This is a genomic window from Streptomyces sp. PA03-1a (assembly GCF_033792805.1).
In the GTDB taxonomy this organism is placed as follows: Bacteria; Actinomycetota; Actinomycetes; order Streptomycetales; family Streptomycetaceae; genus Actinacidiphila.
This window is the reverse complement of the sequence record NZ_JARAVO010000055.1, coordinates 22650-42177: the sequence shown is the minus strand read 5'-3', so window position 1 is coordinate 42177 and position 19528 is coordinate 22650. Positions and strand designations below refer to the sequence as shown.

The following is a 19528-nucleotide window of genomic DNA, read 5'->3' as shown; positions in this document are numbered from 1 at the left end:
GGCCGTACCCGCACCGCCCCCGCGCCGGGCGCCCTCCCGTACGAGATGCGGCTGGCCGCGGTGAGCTGCCAGGCCTACCACGACGGGTACTTCACCGCGTTCGGTCACCTCGCGAACGAGGACGTCGACGCCGTCTTCCACCTGGGCGACTACCTCTACGAGTACGCCGTCAGCGCCACCGGCGGCGCCCGCGCCCTCACCGACCGCACCCTGCCGGAGTGGTTCGCCAAGGAGACGGTGACGCTGGAGGACTACCGCCTGCGCTACGCCCTCTACAAGTCCGACCCCGACCTGCAGGCCGCGCACGCCGCCTTCCCCTGGTTCGTGACCTGGGACGACCACGAGACCGAGAACAACTACGCGGGCGGCAGCGACGAGCACGGCGGCTCCGCCGACGCGTTCCTGGTCCGCCGCGCCGCCGCCTACCGGGCCTACTGGGAGAACCAGCCGCTGCGCCTCCCGCAGTTCCCCCGGGGCCCGGACATGACGCTCTACCGCCGCTTCCACTACGGACGGCTCGCGCAGTTCGACATCCTCGACACCCGCCAGTACCGCACCGACCAGGCGTACCGGGGCCGCTGGCACGACCCCGGGCCGCAGTCGCAGGACCCGGCGCGCACGATGACCGGGGCGACCCAGGAGCGCTGGCTGCTGGACGGCTTCGCCCGCTCGCACGCCGTCTGGAACGTGATCCCGCAGCAGGTGGTGTTCTCCCGGCGGAGGAACGCCGCCGCCGCCTCCCCGCTCAGCATGGACGCCTGGGACGGCTACCCGGCCTCCCGGGACCGCGTACTGGCCGGGGCGGGAGCCGCCGGCATCGAGAACCTGCTGGTGCTCACCGGCGACGTGCACGTCCACTACGCGATGGACATCAAGGCCGACTGGGACGACCCCACCTCGCGCACCGTCGGCACGGAGCTGGTCACCAGCTCGATCAGCAGCGGCCGCAACGGCTCCCCGCGCCCGTCCAACTGGTCGTCGCTCCTGGCCGCCAACCCGCACCTGCGGTTCTACGACGGGCGCCGCGGCTACGTGACCGTCCGGCTGGACGCCGAGGAGGCGCGGGCCGACTTCAAGACCGTCGACTCCGTGACCACCCCTGGCGCCGACCTGACCACCGCGGCGTCCTTCGTGACCGAGGCCGGGGACCCCGGTCTGCGGGAGACCTGAGGGGCTCAGTCCTCACCGGGGTAGCGAACGCCGATGCGGTCCCGGACCGTGTCGAGCGTCCGCATGACGGCGAGGCTGCCCTCCAGCGGTACGAGCGGGGACTCCCGCTCGCCCGCGCGCAGGCAGCGCATGACCTCGGCCGCCTCGTGCTGCAGCCCGCGCAGTCCGTCGTCCGGGGCGCCGAACTCCTGCGGCTCGCGGCCCTCGCGGTGCAGCACGAAGCGGTCCGGGTGGAAGAAGCCGGCCGGAACCTCGATCCGTCCCGCGGAGCCGGTGACCACCGCGGTCTGGGCGGTGTCGGCGGTGAGGGAGCAGCTGAGCACCGCCATGGCGCCGCTGTCGTACCCGAGCAGCATGCCGGTGTTGTCGTCCACACCGTGCTCGGTCAGGTGGGCCCAGGCCTGGACCTCGTCGGGCTCACCGAGCAGCAGGTGGGCGAAGGACACCGGGTAGACGCCCAGGTCCAGCAGGGCGCCGCCGCCCAGGGCCGGGTCGAGCAGCCGGTGGCCGGGCTCGAAGGGACCGGCGAGGCCGAAGTCCGCGTGCACACTGCGGACCTCGCCGACCGCCCCGTCCGCGACCAGTTCGGTCAGCCGCCGCACCACGGGGTTGCAGTAGGTCCACATGGCCTCCATCAGGAAGAGCCCGCGGGCTTTGGCGAGGTCGGCCAGCTCGCGCGCCTCGACCGCGTTGACGGTGAACGGCTTCTCGCACAGCACCGACCGTCCGGCCCGCAGGCACAGCCCGGCCGCGACGCGGTGCGCCGAGTGCGGGGTGGCGACGTACACCACGTCGACGCCGTCGTCGTCGGCGAGTTCGGTCCAGCTGCCGTACGCGCGCGGGATGTCGAAGCGGTCCGCGAAGGCGCGCGCGGAGGCGAGGCTGCGCGAGCCGACCGCGACGATCTCCGCGTCGTCCTTCATCTCCCGCAGGTCCTCGGCGAAGGACGCTGCGATGCCGCCGGTGGCCAGGATGCCCCAGCGCACTTTCCTACCGGAACCGACCGATTCCGTCATGAATCTGCCCCCACCTGGCCTCGACCACCTCGTGATTGCTGAGAGCATAGAGAACGATTCACACACCACGGAGAGAGACCCATGCCGGAAGCCGGCGCGACCCCGCCCGACCAGATATCCACACCGGGGCCGTCCATCCCGGTACGACGCGCCGGAGACGTCCCAGGAGCTCGCACCAGCCTGATGGTGACGTTCCTGCTCGGCGCGCTCAGCGCGCTTCCCGCGCTCTCCATGGACATGTACCTGCCGGCCCTGCCGCAGGTCACCGAGGACCTGCGCAGCCCGGCGGTCACGGTGCAGCTCACGCTCACCGCGTGCCTGCTCGGCCTCGCCCTCGGGCAGATGATCGTCGGCCCCATGAGCGACCGCTGGGGGCGCCGCCGCCCGCTGCTGGCCGGAATGGCGCTCTACGTCCTCGCCACCGCCGTCTGCGCCTTCGCGCCCACCACGGAACTGCTGATCGGCTTCCGGCTGCTGCAGGGCCTCACCGGCGCGGCGGGCATCGTGATCGCCCGCGCGATCGTCCGCGACCTGTACGACGGTGTCGCGATGGCGCGCTTCTTCTCCACCCTGATGCTGATCTCCGGGGTCGCGCCGATCGTCGCGCCGCTCATCGGCGGGCAGGTGCTGCGGATCACCGACTGGCGCGGGGTCTTCGTCGTGCTGACCGTGGTGGGCGTGCTGCTCACCCTCGTGGTGTGGCGCTGCCTGCCCGAGACGCTGCGTCCCGCGGACCGGCACGGCGGCGGGTTCGGCGCCACGCTGGGGGCGATGCGCGGGCTGCTGGCCGACCGGGCCTTCACCGGCTACATGCTCACCGGCGGCTTCACCTTCGCCGCGCTGTTCGCCTACGTCTCGGCGTCCTCGTTCGTCGTCCAGGAGATCTACGGCGCCTCGCCGCAGACCTACAGCCTGCTCTTCGGCCTCAACTCCGTCGGCCTGGTGGCGCTGGGCCAGGTCAACGGCAAGATCCTGGTCGGGCGGGTCAGCATGGACAAGGTCACCGGGGTGGGGCTGGCGGTGATCACGGTGGCCGCGGCCGTGCTGCTGGCGCTGACCGCGGGGTGGCTCGGGCCGGTGGGGCTGGTGCCGGTGGCCGCGGGGCTCTTCGTGCTGATGGCGGCGATGAGCCTGGTCCTGCCCAACACCAACGCGCTCGCGCTGATGCGCACCCGGCACGCCGCCGGCTCGGCCTCCGCGCTGCTCGGCACGACCTCCTTCCTGGTGGGCGCCGTCGCCTCGCCGCTCGTCGGGATCGCGGGCGAGCACACGGCGGTGCCGATGGCCCTGGTACAGCTGGGAAGCGTCCTGGCGGCCTGGGTCTGCTTCGCCGGGCTGTGCCGACCGTGGCGGCGTACTGTGGATGCACGGTGACACCTGCCGTCATTGCCGCGCCGAGTCAGGAGGCAGCGATGTCCGAGCCGATCGACGAGAGCAGGTGGGCCTGGAAGACTGCGGACAGTTGTCTGCACACCGGGTCCGAACACATGATCGATCCGGAGGACCTGGTCATGGCCTCCGGCCGTGAGCCGACGCCGGCCCTCATCGAGAAGGCCCGCAAGTTGCTGGAGGAGCATGGCCCCGCAGCTGTCGAGAGGTACCTCCCGTGAGGCGCAGCTGCGCGGCGACGAACTGAGTCTGCTCGTCGAGGACATCACCCCATATCTCGAACCCGTGCCCCCCTCCGTGCACCCGTGGTGCGCGGGGGCGGTGGTCCTGGCGGGCCGCGGCGGGACGGTCGCACTCCACGAGGCCGTGGGCTGGGCGGTGCGCTACGCGTCCTACGACGAGGGCGCCGACCGCGGAGTGGAGCTGAGCCGCGAGCGATGGGTCCCGATGCGGCCGGACACGGTCTTCGACCTGGCCTCGCTGACCAAACTCTTCACCGCCGTCGTCGCGGTGGGCCGGCTGGAACTCGGCCGGGAGGTCGCGGCCTACGTGCCCGAGTTCGCCGCCGCGGGCAAGCAGCGCATCACCGTGGGACAACTCCTCGACCACACCTCCGGACTCCGTCCCGAACTGCCGTTCCACGACCACCCCGACGCCGAGGCCCGGGCGAAGCTGCTCTGGGAGGAGGCCCCGGTCGTCGCGCCCGGCACCGAGCGGATCTACTCCGACCTCAACCTCATCGCACTGCAGCACGTCCTGGAGCGGACCACCGGAGAGGCCCTCGACGCCCTCGTACGGGAGGACGTGACCGACCCGCTCGGGATGTACGACACCCGCTACAACCCGCCCGCCTCCTGGGCCCCGCGGATCGCCGCCACCGAGGACCAGCGCAGGCCCTGGGCGCGGCTGGACCGCGGCCCGCTCCGCGGGACGGTCCACGACGAGAACGCCCACGTCATGGGTGGTGTGGCCGGCCACGCGGGGCTGTTCTCCACCGCCTGGGACCTCGCCCTGTTCTGCCGTGCGCTGCTGGACGGCGGCGGCCCCTACCCCGGCTTCGAGCTGGACCGGCCCTGGTTCATGGGCGCCCTCGCGGGGCGCGGGGCGGCGGGCCACACCGGGTTCACCGGCACCAGCCTGGTGATCGACCCCGCCACCGACGGCTTCCTGGTGCTGCTCGCCAACTCCGTGCACCCGTGCCGTACCTGGCGGGACGGCAGCGTGCCCCGGGCGGCCGCGGGCACGCGGTTCGCGAAGGCGCTCGGCGTGGCGTGAGCCCGGTGGCGTGAGTCCCGTGGGGCCGCAGGGACGTACCGGGCACGGCGGGGCGGCGGGGGCAGCCGCCCGAAAGGTGCCGCATGCGGTTCATCGGGTAGTTTGGCAGCTGACGTGGGGTGGCGATCCCGGGCGGCCGCCGCGTCGGCCGGCCGGCCCCCACGGCGGAACGGAGGCGCAGGAGTCGATGGTCCCCGAGGTCAGGACGCGACCGGACCCGGCACCGGACGGGGGGCGGTGAGGGCATGCCGCCGGACCTCGCCGGTCTCGTCGCCGCGGACACCGGTCCGGCGCTGCTGGACTCCCCGCTGAGCCAGGTGGTGCGCGACACGGGCGCCTCCATGGGCCTGGTCTACCTGATGACCCCCGAGCAGGACCTGCTGCGGCTGGCGGTGGTCGTCGGCGTCTCGCGCAAGATCGATACGATCTGGGGCCGGGTGGCGTCCGGCGCCTCCAGCCCCATCGCCGACGCGGTGCGCGAACGACGCATGGTGCTGCTGTGCGGCCACGAGGACACCGCCCGGCTGTACCCCCGGCTCGCCCTGGTCCTGCCGTACGACTTCCCGCTCGCCGCGGCCCCGATCACCAGCGGCTCCACCATCTGGGGCGCGCTGTGTCTGGTGTGGCCGGGCGGGCATCCTGGGCGGATCCCCCGGCGGGCCCGGGAGGCGTACCGCGGGGCCTGCGACCGCATGGGCCGCCTCCTGCGCAGGGCCGCCGAGGACGGCGAGCCGGTGCTGCCCCCCGCCGAGCCGCGGGTGCTGCCCGCGCTCCGCACCCGCACCCACAGCCCGGCCGAGGCCCTGGCCGCCGCCGACCTCGCGGAACGGCTCCCGGAGGGCTCCTTGGCCCTGGACCTGGACGGCCGGATCACCTTCGTCACGGAGACCGCCGCCGCCCTGCTCGGGGCGGAGGTGCCCGACCTCCTGGGCACCGAGCCCTGGGAGCTGCTGTCCTGGCTGGACGACCCGGTCTTCGAGGACCGCTTCCGCAGCGCGATGATCAGCCGCCGGCCCGGCTCGGCCACGGCATTGCGCCCACCGGACCGCTGGCTCACCTTCGAGCTCTACCCGGACGGCACCGGCGTGAGCCTCCGCGTCACGCCCGCCCCCACGCCCGAGGCCGCGGACACCCCCGCGGCGCAGCTGCCCGCGGGCCCCACACCGGACCGGGCCATCGCCCTGTACCACCTGCTGCACATGTCGGCCACGCTCACCGAGGCCGTCGGCACGCAGGACGTCATCGACCTGGTCGTCGAGCAGATGCTGTCCGTCTTCGGCGTGCAGGCCGTGGCCCTGCTGACCACCGAGGAGGGACGACTGCGGATCATCGGGCACCGGGGCTACCACGAGGACTTCATGGAGTCCGTCGACGCCCAGCCGATGGACGTCGACAACCCGGCCGTGCGCGTCCTCAAGACCGGGGTCCCGAGCTTCTTCGCCAACGTCGACGAGTTCCTGCGGATCTACCCCGGCACGGTCGTCCGGGACCGCAAGGCCGCCTGGGCCTTCCTGCCCCTGATCACCTCGGGCCGGCCCGTCGGCTCCATGGCCCTGGCCTACGACCGCCCGCACCCCTTCTCCTCCGGCGAGCGCAGCGTCCTCATCTCGATCGCCGGCCTGGTCGCGCAGGCCCTGGACCGGGCGCGGCTGTACGACGCCGAGCACAACCTCGCCATCAGCCTGCAGGCACGGCTGCTGCCCCGCGCCCTGCCGGACGTCCCCGGCCTGGAGGTGGCCGCCCGCTACATGCCGGCCACCCGCGGCATCGACATCGGCGGCGACTTCTACGACGTGATCCGGCTCGACACGACCACCTGCGCCGTGACGATCGGCGACGTCCAGGGTCACAACGTGAACGCCGCCGCGCTCATGGGGGAGGTCCGCACCGCCGTCCGCGCCACCGCGGGCGCCTCCCCCAGCGAGGTGCTGGCCCGCTCCAACCGGCTGCTCGTCGACCTCGACCCCGGCCTGCTCGCCAGCTGCCTCTACGCCCAGCTGGACCTGGAACGGCACACCGCCTGCGTGGCCACCGCCGGACACCCGCCGCCGGTGCTGCGGCACCCGGACGGCACCACGGAGGTGCTGCCGCTGCCGCCCGGCCCGCTGCTGGGCGTCGACCCCGACGCCTGCTACCCGACGACGGAGATCGCGCTGCCGCCCGGCGCGGTGCTCGCGCTGTACACCGACGGTCTGGTGGAGACCCCGGGCGTCGACATCGACGTGTCCGCCGCCGACCTCGCGGCGCACCTCGCCCGGGCCGGCCCGGACGCCTCGATGGACGCCCTGGCCGACAGCCTCCTCGGGCACGCCCAGCGGTCCGGCCCGCGCAACGACGACATCGCCCTGCTGCTCACCCACGTGACGGGACGGCCGGCCGGGCCCGCGGTGTGACGACCCCTCAGGGAGTCGTCCCGCCCCACGCCGGGCGGCCCTTGCGCATCGCCTTCCTCGCGAAATGGTTCCGCGAACCGGGCGCCCCGGCTGCTAGCATCGGGGCATGATCGCGAACCCGTACCACCGGCAGATGATGGCCCCCGCCCGGGGCCGCTGACACCGGACGCGTCCGCGTCTTCCGAGGCCCCCACCGGGGCCTCGATCCTTTTGCGCGTCGGAGCCCCGCCACCGTCCTTCCCGGAGGTTCCGATGACCGCGCCCCAGGCTTCCCATTTCTACGTCACCACCACCATCCCGTACGTCAACGCCCGCCCCCACCTCGGCTTCGCGCTCGAACTGGTGCAGGCGGACGTGCTGGCACGGCACCACCGCCGACGCGGGGAACCGGTGCGCTACCTCAGCGGCACCGACGACAACTCGCTGAAGAACGTGCTGGCCGCCGAGGCCGAGGGCATCCCCGTCCAGGACCTCGTGGACCGCAACGCGGCCGCCTTCGCGGCCCTGGACGGCCCGCTCGCGCTCTCCCTGGACGACTTCATCCGCACCAGCCGCGACCCCCGCCACCGCACGGGCGTGGAGCGGCTCTGGCGCCGCTGCGCCGACGCGGGCGACCTCTACCGCGAGCACTACGAGGGCCTGTACTGCGTGGGCTGCGAGCAGTTCTACACGCCGGACGACCTGGTGGGCGGCCGCTGCGCCGAGCACGGCACCGAGCCGCAGACGGTCGCGGAGGAGAACTGGTTCTTCCGGTTGTCCCGGTACACCGACGAGCTGCGCGGGCTGATCGAGGACGGGCGGCTGCGCATCGAGCCGGCCGCGCGGCGCAACGAGGTGCTCGCCCTGCTTGCGCGCGGGCTGCGCGACTTCTCCGTCTCCCGGTCCCAGACCCGGGCCCGCGGCTGGGGCATCCCGGTGCCCGGCGACCCCGGGCAGGTGATCTACGTCTGGTGGGACGCGCTCGGCAACTACGTCACCAGCCTCGGCTACGGCGGCCCCGACGGGGAGCGCGACGCGGCGTACGGCCGGTGGTGGGCGGGCGACGGGCGGCGCGTGCACCTGGTGGGCAAGGGCGTGCTGCGCTTCCACGCCGTCTACTGGCCCGCGATGCTGCTGTCGGCGGGGCTGCCGCTGCCGACGGACATCCTCGTCCACGACTACCTGACGGTGGAGGGGCGGAAGATCAGCAAGTCGGCGGGCACCACCGTCGACCCGGAGGAACTGACCGCCGAGCACGGCACCGACGCGGTGCGCTGGTGGCTGCTGCGCGAGGTGCCGCGGGTCGGAGACGCCGACTTCACGCGCGAACGGCTGGTCGCCCGCGCCGACGCGGACCTCGCCGGCGGGCTCGGCAACCTGGTGCACCGGGTGGTGACGATGGTCCACCGGTTCCGTGACGGCGTCGTCCCGGAGGCGGGCGGGCCCGGAGAGCCGGGCACGGAGGCCTTGCTGACGGCATGTCGGGAAACGCCCGACGCCGTCGCGGCGGCGCTGCACGACGTGGACTTCCGGCGTGCCACGGCCGCCGTCTGGCGGATCGTCGACGAGGCCAACCGCTGCATCGACGAGACCCGGCCCTGGGAGCTGGCCCGCGCCGAACGCCGGCACCGCAACGCCTCCGCCGGCCGCCGCCTGGACGCGGTGCTGGCCGCCCTCGTGCAAGCCTGCCGTGCACTCGCCGGTGAGCTGGAGCCCTTCCTGCCGGGTGCCGCGGCCCTGATCGCGCAGCGCTGCACGGCCGGGGACGACGGCCGCCTCCCGTCCCCCGCACCGCTGTTCCCCCAGTCCGGCACGGCGAAAGCCGCCCCGGCCGCGGCCCCGGCGGCACGGGCGACGGGCTGACCGCGGAGGGCCTTCGGTGTGGAGGCGGCTCGCGGGCCGTGGGCGGCGCGTGTCCGGGCTCCGGAGCGGGTGGCCGCTCCCGTGGTGCCCGTCCCGTCGCCGCCCGCGGATGCGGTGGCCGCTGCCGCGCCCTCGCTGCGTGGGGGCGCGCCGTAGGACGGGCCGCGGCACCAGGGTGTGAACGCCGGGCCCGGGCAAGCGCGCCTAGGTCGTGTCGTCACATGAGCTCCCCCGGCTCCGCTGGGAGGTGCCCCCAGGTGCGGTGCATCGCAAGGCGGAGAGTCGTCCTCGTAGTGGGCTACTCGGACGATTCGACAACTCCCCCGGCCGCAGGTTGGGGGAGGGCATGTGACGCCACGGCCTAACCCGCCAGCATCTTCTGGATCGCCTGCCGCGTCACCCCGAGCTCCCGTGCGATGTCGGCCTGCGACACGCCCTGGCCGATCAGGTCCTGCATCAACTCGCGCCGCTCGGCGGCGAACTGCTGGGCGAGACGGGCATGGTGGATGGCCTGCGCCCGCACCTCCTTGATGCGGCGGAGGGCAGGCTCGTGCGCGGAGAGGTCCCTGGTGTCTGCCATGCCCACAGGGTGACAACCCGGGGTTGTCGCTGTCAACCCCCTGTTGTCTGCCCCCGGTTCAGGTCGTGGCGGGTTTCCCCGAGGGCTCGGACTCCTCCCGTCCGTCCGCCCGGCCGGGGCCGGTCGCCGTGGACGGCAGGGCACGCCAGGGCAGGAGCAGGGCGCTGGCCAGGCACAGCACGCCCGCGACGACGATCGCCACGCGCACGCCCCCCACGGCGGCGATGGCGCCGCCGGCCAGCATGGACAGGGGCTGGGCCGTCTTGGAGCTCACCGACCACGCGGTCACCACCCGGGTCATGACGCCGTCGTCCGTGGCGGCCATGCGGTACGTGATGAACGACGGGTTGAAGACCCCGGCGGCCAGCAGCAGGAAGGTGTCGGCGGTGACCAGGACGACGGGCCCGAGGGGACCGGGCGGCGCCCAGGCGAGCAGCAGGAGCCAGGGGGTGCGCAGCACCCCGAACAGCAGCAGCACCCGGTGCGGGCCGAGCCTGCCGGTCAGCGGGGCGGTGAGGCGGGAGCCCAGGACACCGCCGAGGCACGGCAGCCCCAGCGCCAGGCCGTACTGCCACGGGGTGAAGTGGAGTTCGCGGAGCATCAGGACGGCCAGCAGCGGGTTGCTCATCATGATGGACCCGCCGAAGAGCATGGCGTTCCAGAAGAGCGGCCGCAGTCCGCGGTGCCCCAGGACGTAGGTCCAGCCGGCCACCAGGTCCCGGCCGCGGCCGTGCGACCCGGCCCGGGCCGGGGGCTCCGGTTCGGGGCCGCGGATCCGGCGGACGCCCAGCGCGGACAGCAGGAAGGAGACCGCGTCCACGGCCAGGGTGATCGTCGCCCCGAAGGCGGTGACGAGCAGTCCGCCGACCGGCGGCCCCGCGCTCAGGCTGAGCCAGTCGGTGGTCTCCAGCCGCGAGGCCGCCCGGAGACGGTCCCCCGGCGGGACGAGGCCCTTGAGGTGCGCGGTGCTTGCCGCGCCGAACACGATGGCCGCGGCCGCCTGGACGATGCCCACCAGGCACAACTGCGCGAAGGTGAGCACGCCGAGGGCCGCCGCGACCGGGACGCTGAGCAGCACGAGGCAGCGGAGCAGATCTGCGGTGATCATGACCGGCCGTTTACGGCGGTGTTCGATGCGGCCGCCCAGGGGGAGGGTGATGGCGGCGCCCGCGAGCGCCGACAGCGCCGCGAGGAGGGAGACCTGGAAGGTCGTGACGTCCAGCGCCAGGACGGCCACCAGCGGCAGGGCCCCGGAGCCGACCGCGCTCCCCGCCGCGCTCACCGCGTAGGCGCCCCACAGGCGGCCGAAGTCACGTCGTGCGTCCGTCACTTGCTCATCCGGCGAGGCCATGACGGCGGAGCCTAGGCCATGTCGTCACACGGCCCAGCGCCGGTGTCAGTCGCGGACGATCACCTGGGCGTGGTCACTCGCGCCGAGTTCCCGGAGGGTGCGGTGGATCCTGCGCAGAGCGCCGTCCCTGTCCACGTCGTCGTCGACCTCCAGGTCGAGGTGGCAGCTGCCCATGCCGGTCCCGGCGCCCGTGATCTCGCCGTCGGCCTCGAACGCGGCTGCGAGCGCCTCCTCGACCTCGTCGCGGTCGAGGGGCAGGGCCGTGAGGACGATCTCCACGACGCGCGACCTCCTGCGAACCGGGTACCGGTGCACCCTGACGGCGACCGCGCCGGCCCGCTCCGGGCGACCCTTACCCTTGACCCTTGTGTCCTCTCTGCAAGCCGCCCTCGCCGGTCTCCTCGACGGGCTCCCGCCCGGCCGTGCCACCCAGGCCGTCGACCGGCTGATCGCCACCTACCGGGGGCGTACGCCCAGCAGCACTCCGATCCTCCGCGACCGCTCCGACGTCGCCGCCTACGCGGCGTACCGCATGCCGGCCACCCACGCCGCGGTCGGCGCGGCGCTGGCGGAGTTCCGGGCCCGTGCGGGGGAGTGGGCCCCGGCGAGCCACCTGGACGTGGGCGGCGGGACCGGCGCCGCGACCTGGGCGGTCGCCGACGCCTGGGAGGACGGGACGCACACCAGCACCGTCCTCGACTGGTCGGACGCGGCGCTCTCGCTCGGCCGGGAGCTGGCCGCCGGGGCGGAGCACACCGCCGTGCGGGACGCGCGCTGGCACAAGGCGCCGCTCGGCACCGGGGCACGGCTGCCCGAGGCGGACCTGATCACGTTGTCGTACGTCATCGGCGAGCTCACGGAGACCGACCGCGACGCGGTCGTCGACGAGGCGGCGCGCGCCGCGGCCGGCGCCGTGCTCGTCGTCGAACCGGGCACCCCGGACGGTTACGCCCGGGTCCTCGCGGCGCGCGAGCGGCTCATCGCGGCCGGCTTCCACGTCCTCGCCCCCTGCCCCCACGACGGCACCTGCCCGGTGCAGGCCCCGGACTGGTGCCACTTCGCGGCCCGGGTCGCCCGCACCTCGCTGCACCGGCAGGTCAAGGGGGGCTCCCTGCCGTACGAGGACGAGAAGTTCAGCTACGTCGCGGCCGCCCGCTTCCCCGCGGCGGGCGACGGCTCACCGGACCGTGTGGTGCGGCATCCGCAGATCCGCAAGGGACAGGTCCTCATCGACCTGTGCACGGTCGAGGACGGCCTGCGCCGCGACACCGTCAGCAAGCGGCACGGCGCGCTGTACCGTGCCGCCCGCGACGTCGCCTGGGGCGACGCGTGGCCGCCTCCTGCGGCGGAACCGGAGTAGCCCCGGGTCCGCGGGGCGACGGCCTGCCGCCGACGGCGTGCGGCACCGCGCGGGGCGCAGGGCCGCACCCTGCCGCGCGCTCACCGGTCGCCCAGCACCGCCATGGCCGCGTTGTGGCCCGGGACGCCGCTGACCCCGCCGCCGCGCACCGCGCCCGCCCCGCACAGCAGCACGTTCGCGTGCGCGGTCCCCACGCCCCAGGCGCCGCCGCCCGACTCCGCGTAGGGGAACGCCAGGTCGCGGTGGAAGATGTGCCCGCCGGGCAGGCCGACCTCCCGCTCCAGGTCGAGCGGGGACTTCGCCTCGATGCAGGGCCGCCCGTCCGCGTCCACCGCCAGGCACTCCGCCAGCGGTTCCGCGAGCACCGCGTCCAGCTGCGCCAAGGTCGCCTTGAGGAGGGTCTCCTTGGCCTGCGCGGGGTCGTCGGCGAAGAGCCGCGCCGGGGCGTGCAGCCCGAAGAGGGTGAGGGTGTGCACGCCTTGGGCGGCCAGGTCGGGGGCGAGGATCGACGGGTCCGTCAGCGAGTGGCAGTAGATCTCGGACGGCGGCGCCGTGGGCACCGCGCCCTCGGCCGCCTCGCGGTAGGCCCGGTCCAGCTGGGTGTACGACTCGGCGACGTGGAAGGTGCCGGCGAAGGCGTCGCGCGGGTCGACCGCGGTGTCGCGCAGCCGCGGCAGCCGCCGCAGCAGCATGTTCACCTTGAGCTGCGCGCCTTCGGGCTTCTGCGGGGCCGCCTCGCCCAGCAGTCCGGCCAGCGCGTACGGGGAGGCGTTGACCAGCACGTGCCCCGCGCCCACGCTGCCGCCCTCGAACGACACCTCGGCCCGCGTGCCGTCGGTTGCGACGGCCGTGACCTCGGTGCCGGTCAGGATCTCCGCCCCGGCCGACCGGGCCGCGTCCGCCAGGGCGTCGGTGAGGGCGCCCATGCCGCCGACGGGCACGTCCCAGTCACCCGTGCCGCCGCCGATGACGTGGTAGAGGAAGCAGCGGTTCTGCAGCAGGGAGGGGTCGTGCGCGTGGGTGAAGGTGCCGATCAGGGCGTCGGTCAGCACCACGCCGCGCACCAGGTCGTCCTCGAAGGCGGCCTCGACGGTCTCGCCCAGCGGCCGCTCGAACAGCGCCGACCAGGCCTCCGGGTCGTCCACGGTCCGCTCCAGCTCGGCCCGGGACGGCAGCGGCGCGGTCAGCGTCGGGAAGACGCGCTCGGCGACCCGCTGCGTCATGCCGTAGAAGCGCTGCCAGGCCTCGAAGTCGCGGTCGGAGCCGGTCAGCCGGACGAAGCTCTCGCGGGTCGCGGACGGCGACTCGGCGTCGACGAGGAGCCCGCCGTCGCCGTACGGGGTGTAGGAGGAGATGCGGCGGCGCCGGACGGCGAAGCGCAGCCCCAGGTCGTCGACGATCTTCCGGGGCAGCAGGCTCACCAGGTACGAGTACCGGGACAGCCGTGCGTCCAGACCGGTGAACGCCCGCGTGGAGACGGCGGCGCCGCCGGTGCCCGGGAGCCGCTCCAGCAGGAGCACGGAGCGGCCCGCGCGGGCGAGGTACGCGGCGGCGACCAGGCCGTTGTGGCCGCCGCCGACGATCACGACGTCGTACGAGGGGTGAAGGGGCAGCTGCGACATGGGCCCTTTCGTATCACGCTCAGTCGCGCAGCTCCATGGTGCAGCACTTCACGCTGCCCCCGGCCTTGTGCAGTTCGGACATGTCCACCGGCACCGGCTCGAAGCCGCGCTCGCGCAGCCGCCGCAGCAGCCCGGTGGCCCCGGAAGGGACCAGGACGTTCAGGCCGTCGCTGACGCAGTTGAGCCCGAAGGCCGTGGCGTCCTGGCGGGTGGCGGTCAGCGCGTCGGGGAAGAGCCGGCGCAGCACCGCGCGGCTGCCGGGGGAGAAGGCGTCCGGGTAGTACATGATCTCGTCGCCGGCGAGCACGCACAGCGCCGTGTCGAGGTGGTAGAAGTGCGGGTCGGTGAGCTCCAGGCCGATGACGGGGCGGCCGAAGAACTCCTGGAGCTCGGCGTGCGACAGCGGGCTGCTGCGGAAGCCCTTCCCGGCCAGCAGCCAGCTGTCGGTGACGGCGAAGTCCCCCTCGCCCTCGTTGACGTGGTGCGGGTCGTGCACCTCTCCGTAACCGCGGTTCAGGAACCACTCGCGGTGCGCGGGCGCCTCCGCGGCCCGCTCGGCGTTGGCGAAGCGGGCTCCGAAGACCCGGCCGTCGACCACGGTGGCGCCGTTGGCGGCGAAGACCATGTCCGGCAGGCCCGGCAGCGGCTGCAGGATCTCGACGGTGTGCCCCAGCGAGCGGTAGCGGTCACGGAGGTCCTCCCACTGGAGCAGGGCGAGCGCGGGGTCGACCGGCTTCGTGGGGTCCATCCAGGGGTTGATGGAGTACGTGACGCGGAAGTACGTGGGAGGACACATCAGATACCGGCGGTACGAGGCGGTGCGCGCTGCGCTCAATGAAGGCTCCTCGCGGTGTGGTTGAGGCCGTAGTGACATGGTGGACCCACAGCGGACACCCCGCACCGGATTGCGGACGCAAACACCCCCCGGCGGAGCCCTCCCAGAAGCACGAGGAGGCCGTCTGCCGGGTTGTCCAAAGTTCCCCTTATGATTCGGGGGTGTTCGATTCCAGGCACATCAAGACCTTCCACACCGTGGTCACGGCCGGCTCCTACTCGGCCGCTGCGGTGGCGCTGGGCTACACCCAGCCCGCGGTCACCCAGCAGATGAAGGCCCTGGAGCGCTCGGTGGGCACCGCGCTCTTCGTCCGCGTCGGGCGGCGCATGCGGCTGACCGAGGCGGGTGAGGCGCTGGCGCGGCACGCCGAGACGATCCTCGACAGCATCACCGTGGCCTGGGAGCAGATAGGCGCGGTGACCCGGCTGGAGACCGGCCGGGTGAGGCTGTGCGCCTTCCCCAGCGCCAACGCCACCTTGATCCCCGAGGCGCTGGCCCTGCTCGCGGCCGAGCACCCCGGGATACGGGTCGAGCTGCTGGGGGACGAACCGCCCGACTCGCTGGAGCGGGTCACCCGCGGCGAGTGCGACATCACCCTCGCCTTCACCTACCCGGGGCTGCACGAGGCGGTGCCGGACGACCTGGTCGAGATCCCGCTGCTGGAGGACCAGCTCATGGTCCTGATGCCGGCCGGGCACCGGCTGGCCAGGTCCCGCTCGGTCAGGCTCGGCGACCTGGCCGACGAACGCTGGATCGCCGGCTGCATGCGCTGCCGGGTCAACTTCCTCCACGAGTGCGCCGAGCTGGGCTTCGCCCCCGACATCGCCTTCGCCACCGACGACAACCTCGTGGTCCAGTCGCTGGTCGCGGAGGGGCTGGGGGTCGCGATGATGCCCGGGCTGGCGCTGTCCTTCATGCGGCTGGACCGGGTCACCGGCCGGCCGCTGGACCCCGTCTCCCGCCGCCGGGTCGCGGCGTACGTGCCGCGCGACCATCTGCGGATCCCGGCCGCGGCCCTGGTGCTCGACGCGCTCAAGGCGGTCGCCGAGCGGCGCAGCGGCTGCTGACCCGCACCCCATCCATAAGGAGGGGCAAAGCGGGGTGAAGGAACTGTCAGTGGACGCGCGGGCCCGTACGCACGGACGCTGCGGACATGACCTCCGCGACCGTTCCGGCGCTCTCCGCGCCCACCGCCCGGCTGGCCCGCCTCGTCGACGAGGTGCGCGAGACGGTCGGCCGCGGCCTGCCGCCCGGCCCGACGGCCCACCTGGTGGGCGAGCGGCTCGCGCCGCACCTCGGCGCCGCCGACCTGCTGGCCGAGCGGCACCGCGAGGGCGACCCGGACCGCTACCGGCAGCACATCCTGCACGCCGAGGAGGACGGCAGCTTCTCGATCGTCGCCCTGGTCTGGCTGCCGGGGCAACGGACGTCCATCCACGACCACGTCTCCTGGTGCGTCACGGGGGTGCACCAGGGCCAGGAGCACGAGCGCCGCTACCGGCTGGTCCCCGACGGCACCGGCTCCCGCCTCGTCCCGACCCAGGACGTCGTCAACGCCCAAGGCGAGGTCTGCGGCTTCGCGCCGCCCGGCGACATCCACCAGGTGTGGAACGGCGGGACCGGCAAGGCCATCTCGCTGCACATCTACGGTGCCGACATCTCCCGCCTGGGCTCCAGCGTGCGGCGGGTCTACCGGCTGCCGGTCGGCGAACGGTGAACCTCCGCACCGCGACGCGCACCCCCGTGCCCGTCCCCCGTGGGGCGGCGCCGACCGCCCGCCCCGCCGCGTCCCCCGCCGGAGGCGGCGCGGGCCGCCGCCGGGCCGCCGCGACCGTGCTGCCCGGCCTGCTGGTCACCGCCCTCGGCGCCGTCCTGGCGACCGCACTGCACCGGCTGCTGCCCGCCGTGCCGGTGCCCACCACCGCCGTCCTCCTCGGCATCGCCGCCGCGAACCTGCCGGGCCTGCGCGCGACCCTGCGCGGCCGGGCCCGGCCGGGGCTCACCTTCGCCGGGAAACGGCTGATGCGCATCGGCATCGTGATCCTGGGACTGCAGCTGGGCCTCGACGACGTGGTCGGCCTCGGCTGGGCCACGGCCGGCATGGTGGTGTGCGTCGTGGCCGCCACCTTCTGGGGCACCCTCTGGCTCGGCCGCCGCATGGGCCTGCGCGGCGACCAGCCGCTGCTCATCGCCACCGGCTACTCCATCTGCGGTGCCTCCGCCATCGGCGCGGTGAGCCAGGTCAGCGGCAGTGACGAGGAGGACGTGGCCGCGTCCGTCGCCCTGGTCACGCTCTGCGGCACCCTCGCCATCGGCGTGCTGCCGCTGCTGCACCACCCGCTCGGCCTGGACGACGTGCAGTTCGGCCGCTGGGCCGGGGCCGGCGTGCACGACGTCGGACAGGTCGTCGCGACGGCCCAGACCGCGGGCCCGGCGGCACTCGGTGAGGCGGTGCTCGTCAAGCTGATGCGCGTCGCGCTCCTGGCACCCCTGGTCGCAGCCGTCGCCTACGCCCTGCGCCGGCGGCACGCCATGTCGGGTGCCGCGGGGCCGGACGCCGCCGCCTCCGCGCGGCGGACCCCGCTGCTGCCCCTGTTCGTCGTGGGCTTCCTCGTCATGATCGCCGTGCGCAGCACCGGAGTCCTGCCGGCCGGCGTGCTCGACGGAGCACAGCAACTGCAGCAACTGCTGCTGGCCATGGCCATGGTGGGGCTCGGCAGCATGGTGCACCTGCGTGCCCTGGCGCGAACCGGGCCGCGTGTGGCCGCCGTCGGCCTGATCTCCTGGACCCTCATCGCCACCGTCTCCTACGCCGGTGTGCTCCTCACCAGTTGACGACCCCGGCCGGCGGCCCGACGACGAGCGCGGTACCGGCCTGCTGGAGGGTGCCGTCCAGGGCGGAGCCGACACCCGTCTTCCCGGCAGGGACGGTGGCCATGAGGCCGCCGACGGCAAAGCCGGTGCCATGCGCCCGGCACCCCGCCCGGGCCCGCCTCTAAGGTGAGCGCATGCCGACACCGCAGACCGACCCCGACGACGCCCTGCTCCCGGACACCCGCCGGGCCCTGCTGCACCGCGTCGCGGTCGCCCAGTCCAGCAGCCGCACCCCCTCCCTCGTGGGGGCCGTCGTCCGGGACGGCGAGGCCGTGTGGACCGGGGCGCGCTCCTGCGTGGACGGGCATGCCCCGGACGGGGACACCCAGTACCGGATCGGCTCCCTCACCAAGACCTTCGTGGCCGTCCTGGTGATGCGGCTGCGCGACGCGGGACGCCTCGGGCTGGACGACCCCGTCGAGAAGCACATCGGCGGCACCCCCGCCGACGGGGTCACCGTGCGCCAACTCCTCACCCACACCGCCGGACTGGCCGCGGAGACCCCCGGCCCCTGGTGGGAGCGCACGCCCGGCGCGCTGCGGCCGGAGACGGCCGACCTCCTCGGCGGGACGCCGCGGCTGCACCCCGCCGGCGAACGCCACCACTACTCCAACCCCGGGTACGCCCTGCTCGGCGCCGTCGTCGAGGCGCTCCACGACGGCCGGCCCTGGGACGAGGTGCTGACCGCCGAGGTCCTGGAACCGCTGGGGATGACCCGTACGACGCGCCGCCCGCAGGCCCCGCACGCCGGCGGCTGGGCCGTCCACCCGTACGCCGAGCTGATGATGGCCGAGGCCGTGCAGGACACCGGCCTGATGGCCCCCGCGGGCGAACTGTGGTCGACCGCCGACGACCTGTGCCGCTGGGCCGCCTTCCTCGCCGCGGGCGACGAGCGCGTCCTGGTGCCCGCGACGCTGGAGCAGATGCGCCGGCCGGCCGCGCCGGGCGGTGACCAGGGCCTCGGCGTGCAGCTGATGAAGACCCCGGACGGCCGGGTTCTGGTGGGGCACGGCGGATCGATGCCCGGCTTCGTGGCCGGGCTGTGGTGCGACACGGAGGAGGGACTCGGCGCGGTCGTCCTCGCCAACTCCACCACCGGCGCCCCGACCACGACGATCGCCGCCGACCTGCTGCGCATCGTCGCCGAGCGCGAGCCCCGCATCCCGGAGCCCTGGCGGCCCGACTCCGACCCCGACCCGGAGCTGCTCGCCCTCACCGGCCCCTGGTACTGGGGCACCGCCCCGCACGTCCTGCGCCTGCGCACCGGCCGCGACCTGGAACTCACCGCCCTGTCCGGCACCGCCCGCGGCGCCCGCTTCCGCGCGGAACCGGACGGCACCTGGACCGGCCTGGACGGCTACTACGACGGCGAGACCCTGCGCGCGGTGCGCGCCCCCGACGGCACCGTCGGCCATCTCGACCTCGGCTCCTTCGTCTTCACCCGCACCCCCTACGACCCGGCGGCCCCGGTCCCGGGCGGAGTCGACCCCTCGGGCTGGACCTCCCCCCTCGGCTAGGCCGCGTCCCCACATGAGCTCCCCCAGCTCCGCTGGGGGTGCCCCACCGCCCGGAGGGCGGGCCCAGCGGCTCCCCCGGCTCCGCTGGGAGGTGCCCCCAGGTGCGGTGCATCGCAAGGCGGAGAGTCGTCCTCGTAGTGGGCTACTCGGACGATTCGACAACTCCCCCTAGCCGAAGGCTGGGGGGAGTGCCGTGCCTGGGGCACCTCCCAGCGCCAGCTGGGGGAGCGCCGCGGGGCAGGCAGGACTTTGACGACGCGGCCTGCGCGGTACGGGCGCCCGAACGGCGGGGACCAGCCGGGCC

Annotated in this window: 16 protein-coding genes and 1 pseudogene; 11 read left to right on the top strand and 6 right to left on the bottom strand. The window is 74.3% G+C overall.

Going from position 1 to position 19528, the window contains the following annotated elements; genetic code table 11:
- Positions 1 to 1170 (top strand): alkaline phosphatase D family protein (locus PV341_RS14980; RefSeq protein ID WP_500358042.1); only part of this gene is annotated, 1170 nt, incomplete at its 5' end.
- Positions 1171 to 1175: 5 nt separating this feature from the next.
- On the opposite strand, the gene PV341_RS14975 is transcribed toward PV341_RS14980, so the two are convergent.
- A complete protein-coding gene (locus PV341_RS14975) occupies positions 1176 to 2186 on the bottom strand; it encodes a Gfo/Idh/MocA family protein (protein WP_500322220.1) in 1011 nt (336 codons plus the stop codon).
- 81 nt (positions 2187 to 2267) lie between these two features.
- Here PV341_RS14975 and PV341_RS14970 point away from each other — a divergent pair, with 81 nt between their 5' ends.
- From PV341_RS14970 to metG, 5 genes and pseudogenes are all read left to right on the top strand, one after another.
- A complete protein-coding gene (locus PV341_RS14970) occupies positions 2268 to 3560 on the top strand; it encodes a multidrug effflux MFS transporter (protein ID WP_500358040.1) in 1293 nt (430 codons plus the stop codon).
- A 38-nt stretch (positions 3561 to 3598) separates the two neighbouring features.
- Positions 3599 to 3796 carry a hypothetical protein gene (locus PV341_RS14965; RefSeq protein WP_499511571.1) on the top strand — a complete coding sequence of 66 codons (198 nt, stop codon included), beginning with the start codon at positions 3599 to 3601 and terminating at the stop codon, positions 3794 to 3796.
- Positions 3762 to 4844, top strand: a pseudogene (locus PV341_RS14960) (serine hydrolase domain-containing protein); the annotation flags it as partial. The gene PV341_RS14965 and the pseudogene PV341_RS14960, both read left to right, overlap by 35 nt.
- 251 nt (positions 4845 to 5095) lie before the next feature.
- Positions 5096 to 7243 (top strand): SpoIIE family protein phosphatase, encoded by a 2148-nt coding sequence (locus PV341_RS14955; protein WP_500322223.1) that lies wholly within the window; start codon positions 5096 to 5098, stop codon positions 7241 to 7243.
- 252 nt (positions 7244 to 7495) lie between these two features.
- Positions 7496 to 9085, top strand: a complete 1590-nt coding sequence (gene metG / locus PV341_RS14950; protein WP_500322224.1) for a methionine--tRNA ligase — start codon at positions 7496 to 7498, stop codon at positions 9083 to 9085.
- Between the two features lie 361 nt (positions 9086 to 9446).
- On the opposite strand, the gene PV341_RS14945 is transcribed toward metG, so the two are convergent.
- The 3 genes from PV341_RS14945 to PV341_RS14935 form a co-directional block, all read right to left on the bottom strand.
- Complete coding sequence (locus PV341_RS14945; RefSeq protein WP_499511567.1) at positions 9447 to 9665, bottom strand: TrfB-related DNA-binding protein; 219 nt, start codon at positions 9663 to 9665, stop codon at positions 9447 to 9449.
- 58 nt (positions 9666 to 9723) lie between these two features.
- Positions 9724 to 10995: an MFS transporter gene (locus PV341_RS14940; protein WP_500358038.1), complete on the bottom strand. Its 1272-nt coding sequence runs from the start codon at positions 10993 to 10995 to the stop codon at positions 9724 to 9726.
- A gap of 66 nt (positions 10996 to 11061) precedes the next feature.
- On the bottom strand, positions 11062 to 11295 hold the full coding sequence (locus tag PV341_RS14935) for a hypothetical protein (protein ID WP_500358036.1): 234 nt from the start codon (positions 11293 to 11295) through the stop codon (positions 11062 to 11064).
- Between the two features lie 88 nt (positions 11296 to 11383).
- Here PV341_RS14935 and PV341_RS14930 point away from each other — a divergent pair, with 88 nt between their 5' ends.
- Positions 11384 to 12376, top strand: coding sequence for a small ribosomal subunit Rsm22 family protein (locus PV341_RS14930; protein WP_500322229.1), 993 nt, complete (start codon positions 11384 to 11386; stop codon positions 12374 to 12376).
- Positions 12377 to 12456: 80 nt separating this feature from the next.
- On the opposite strand, the gene PV341_RS14925 is transcribed toward PV341_RS14930, so the two are convergent.
- Positions 12457 to 13989: a phytoene desaturase family protein gene (locus PV341_RS14925; RefSeq protein WP_500322400.1), complete on the bottom strand. Its 1533-nt coding sequence runs from the start codon at positions 13987 to 13989 to the stop codon at positions 12457 to 12459.
- A 28-nt stretch (positions 13990 to 14017) separates the two neighbouring features.
- Complete coding sequence (ddaH, locus tag PV341_RS14920; protein ID WP_500322231.1) at positions 14018 to 14833, bottom strand: dimethylargininase; 816 nt, start codon at positions 14831 to 14833, stop codon at positions 14018 to 14020.
- A 161-nt stretch (positions 14834 to 14994) separates the two neighbouring features.
- Here ddaH and PV341_RS14915 point away from each other — a divergent pair, with 161 nt between their 5' ends.
- From PV341_RS14915 to PV341_RS14900, 4 genes are all read left to right on the top strand, one after another.
- Positions 14995 to 15900: a LysR family transcriptional regulator gene (locus tag PV341_RS14915; protein ID WP_500358034.1), complete on the top strand. Its 906-nt coding sequence runs from the start codon at positions 14995 to 14997 to the stop codon at positions 15898 to 15900.
- 86 nt (positions 15901 to 15986) lie between these two features.
- Entirely contained in the window at positions 15987 to 16550 is a 564-nt protein-coding gene (locus tag PV341_RS14910; protein WP_500322234.1) for a cysteine dioxygenase family protein, read from the top strand.
- Positions 16551 to 16576: 26 nt separating this feature from the next.
- The gene (locus PV341_RS14905; RefSeq protein WP_500358032.1) at positions 16577 to 17668 is read left to right on the top strand and encodes a YeiH family protein; all 1092 of its coding nucleotides are present in this window, start codon (positions 16577 to 16579) and stop codon (positions 17666 to 17668) included.
- 173 nt (positions 17669 to 17841) lie between these two features.
- Positions 17842 to 19224, top strand: a complete 1383-nt coding sequence (locus tag PV341_RS14900) for a serine hydrolase domain-containing protein (protein WP_500322236.1) — start codon at positions 17842 to 17844, stop codon at positions 19222 to 19224.
- The last annotated feature ends 304 nt before the right edge of the window (positions 19225 to 19528 follow it).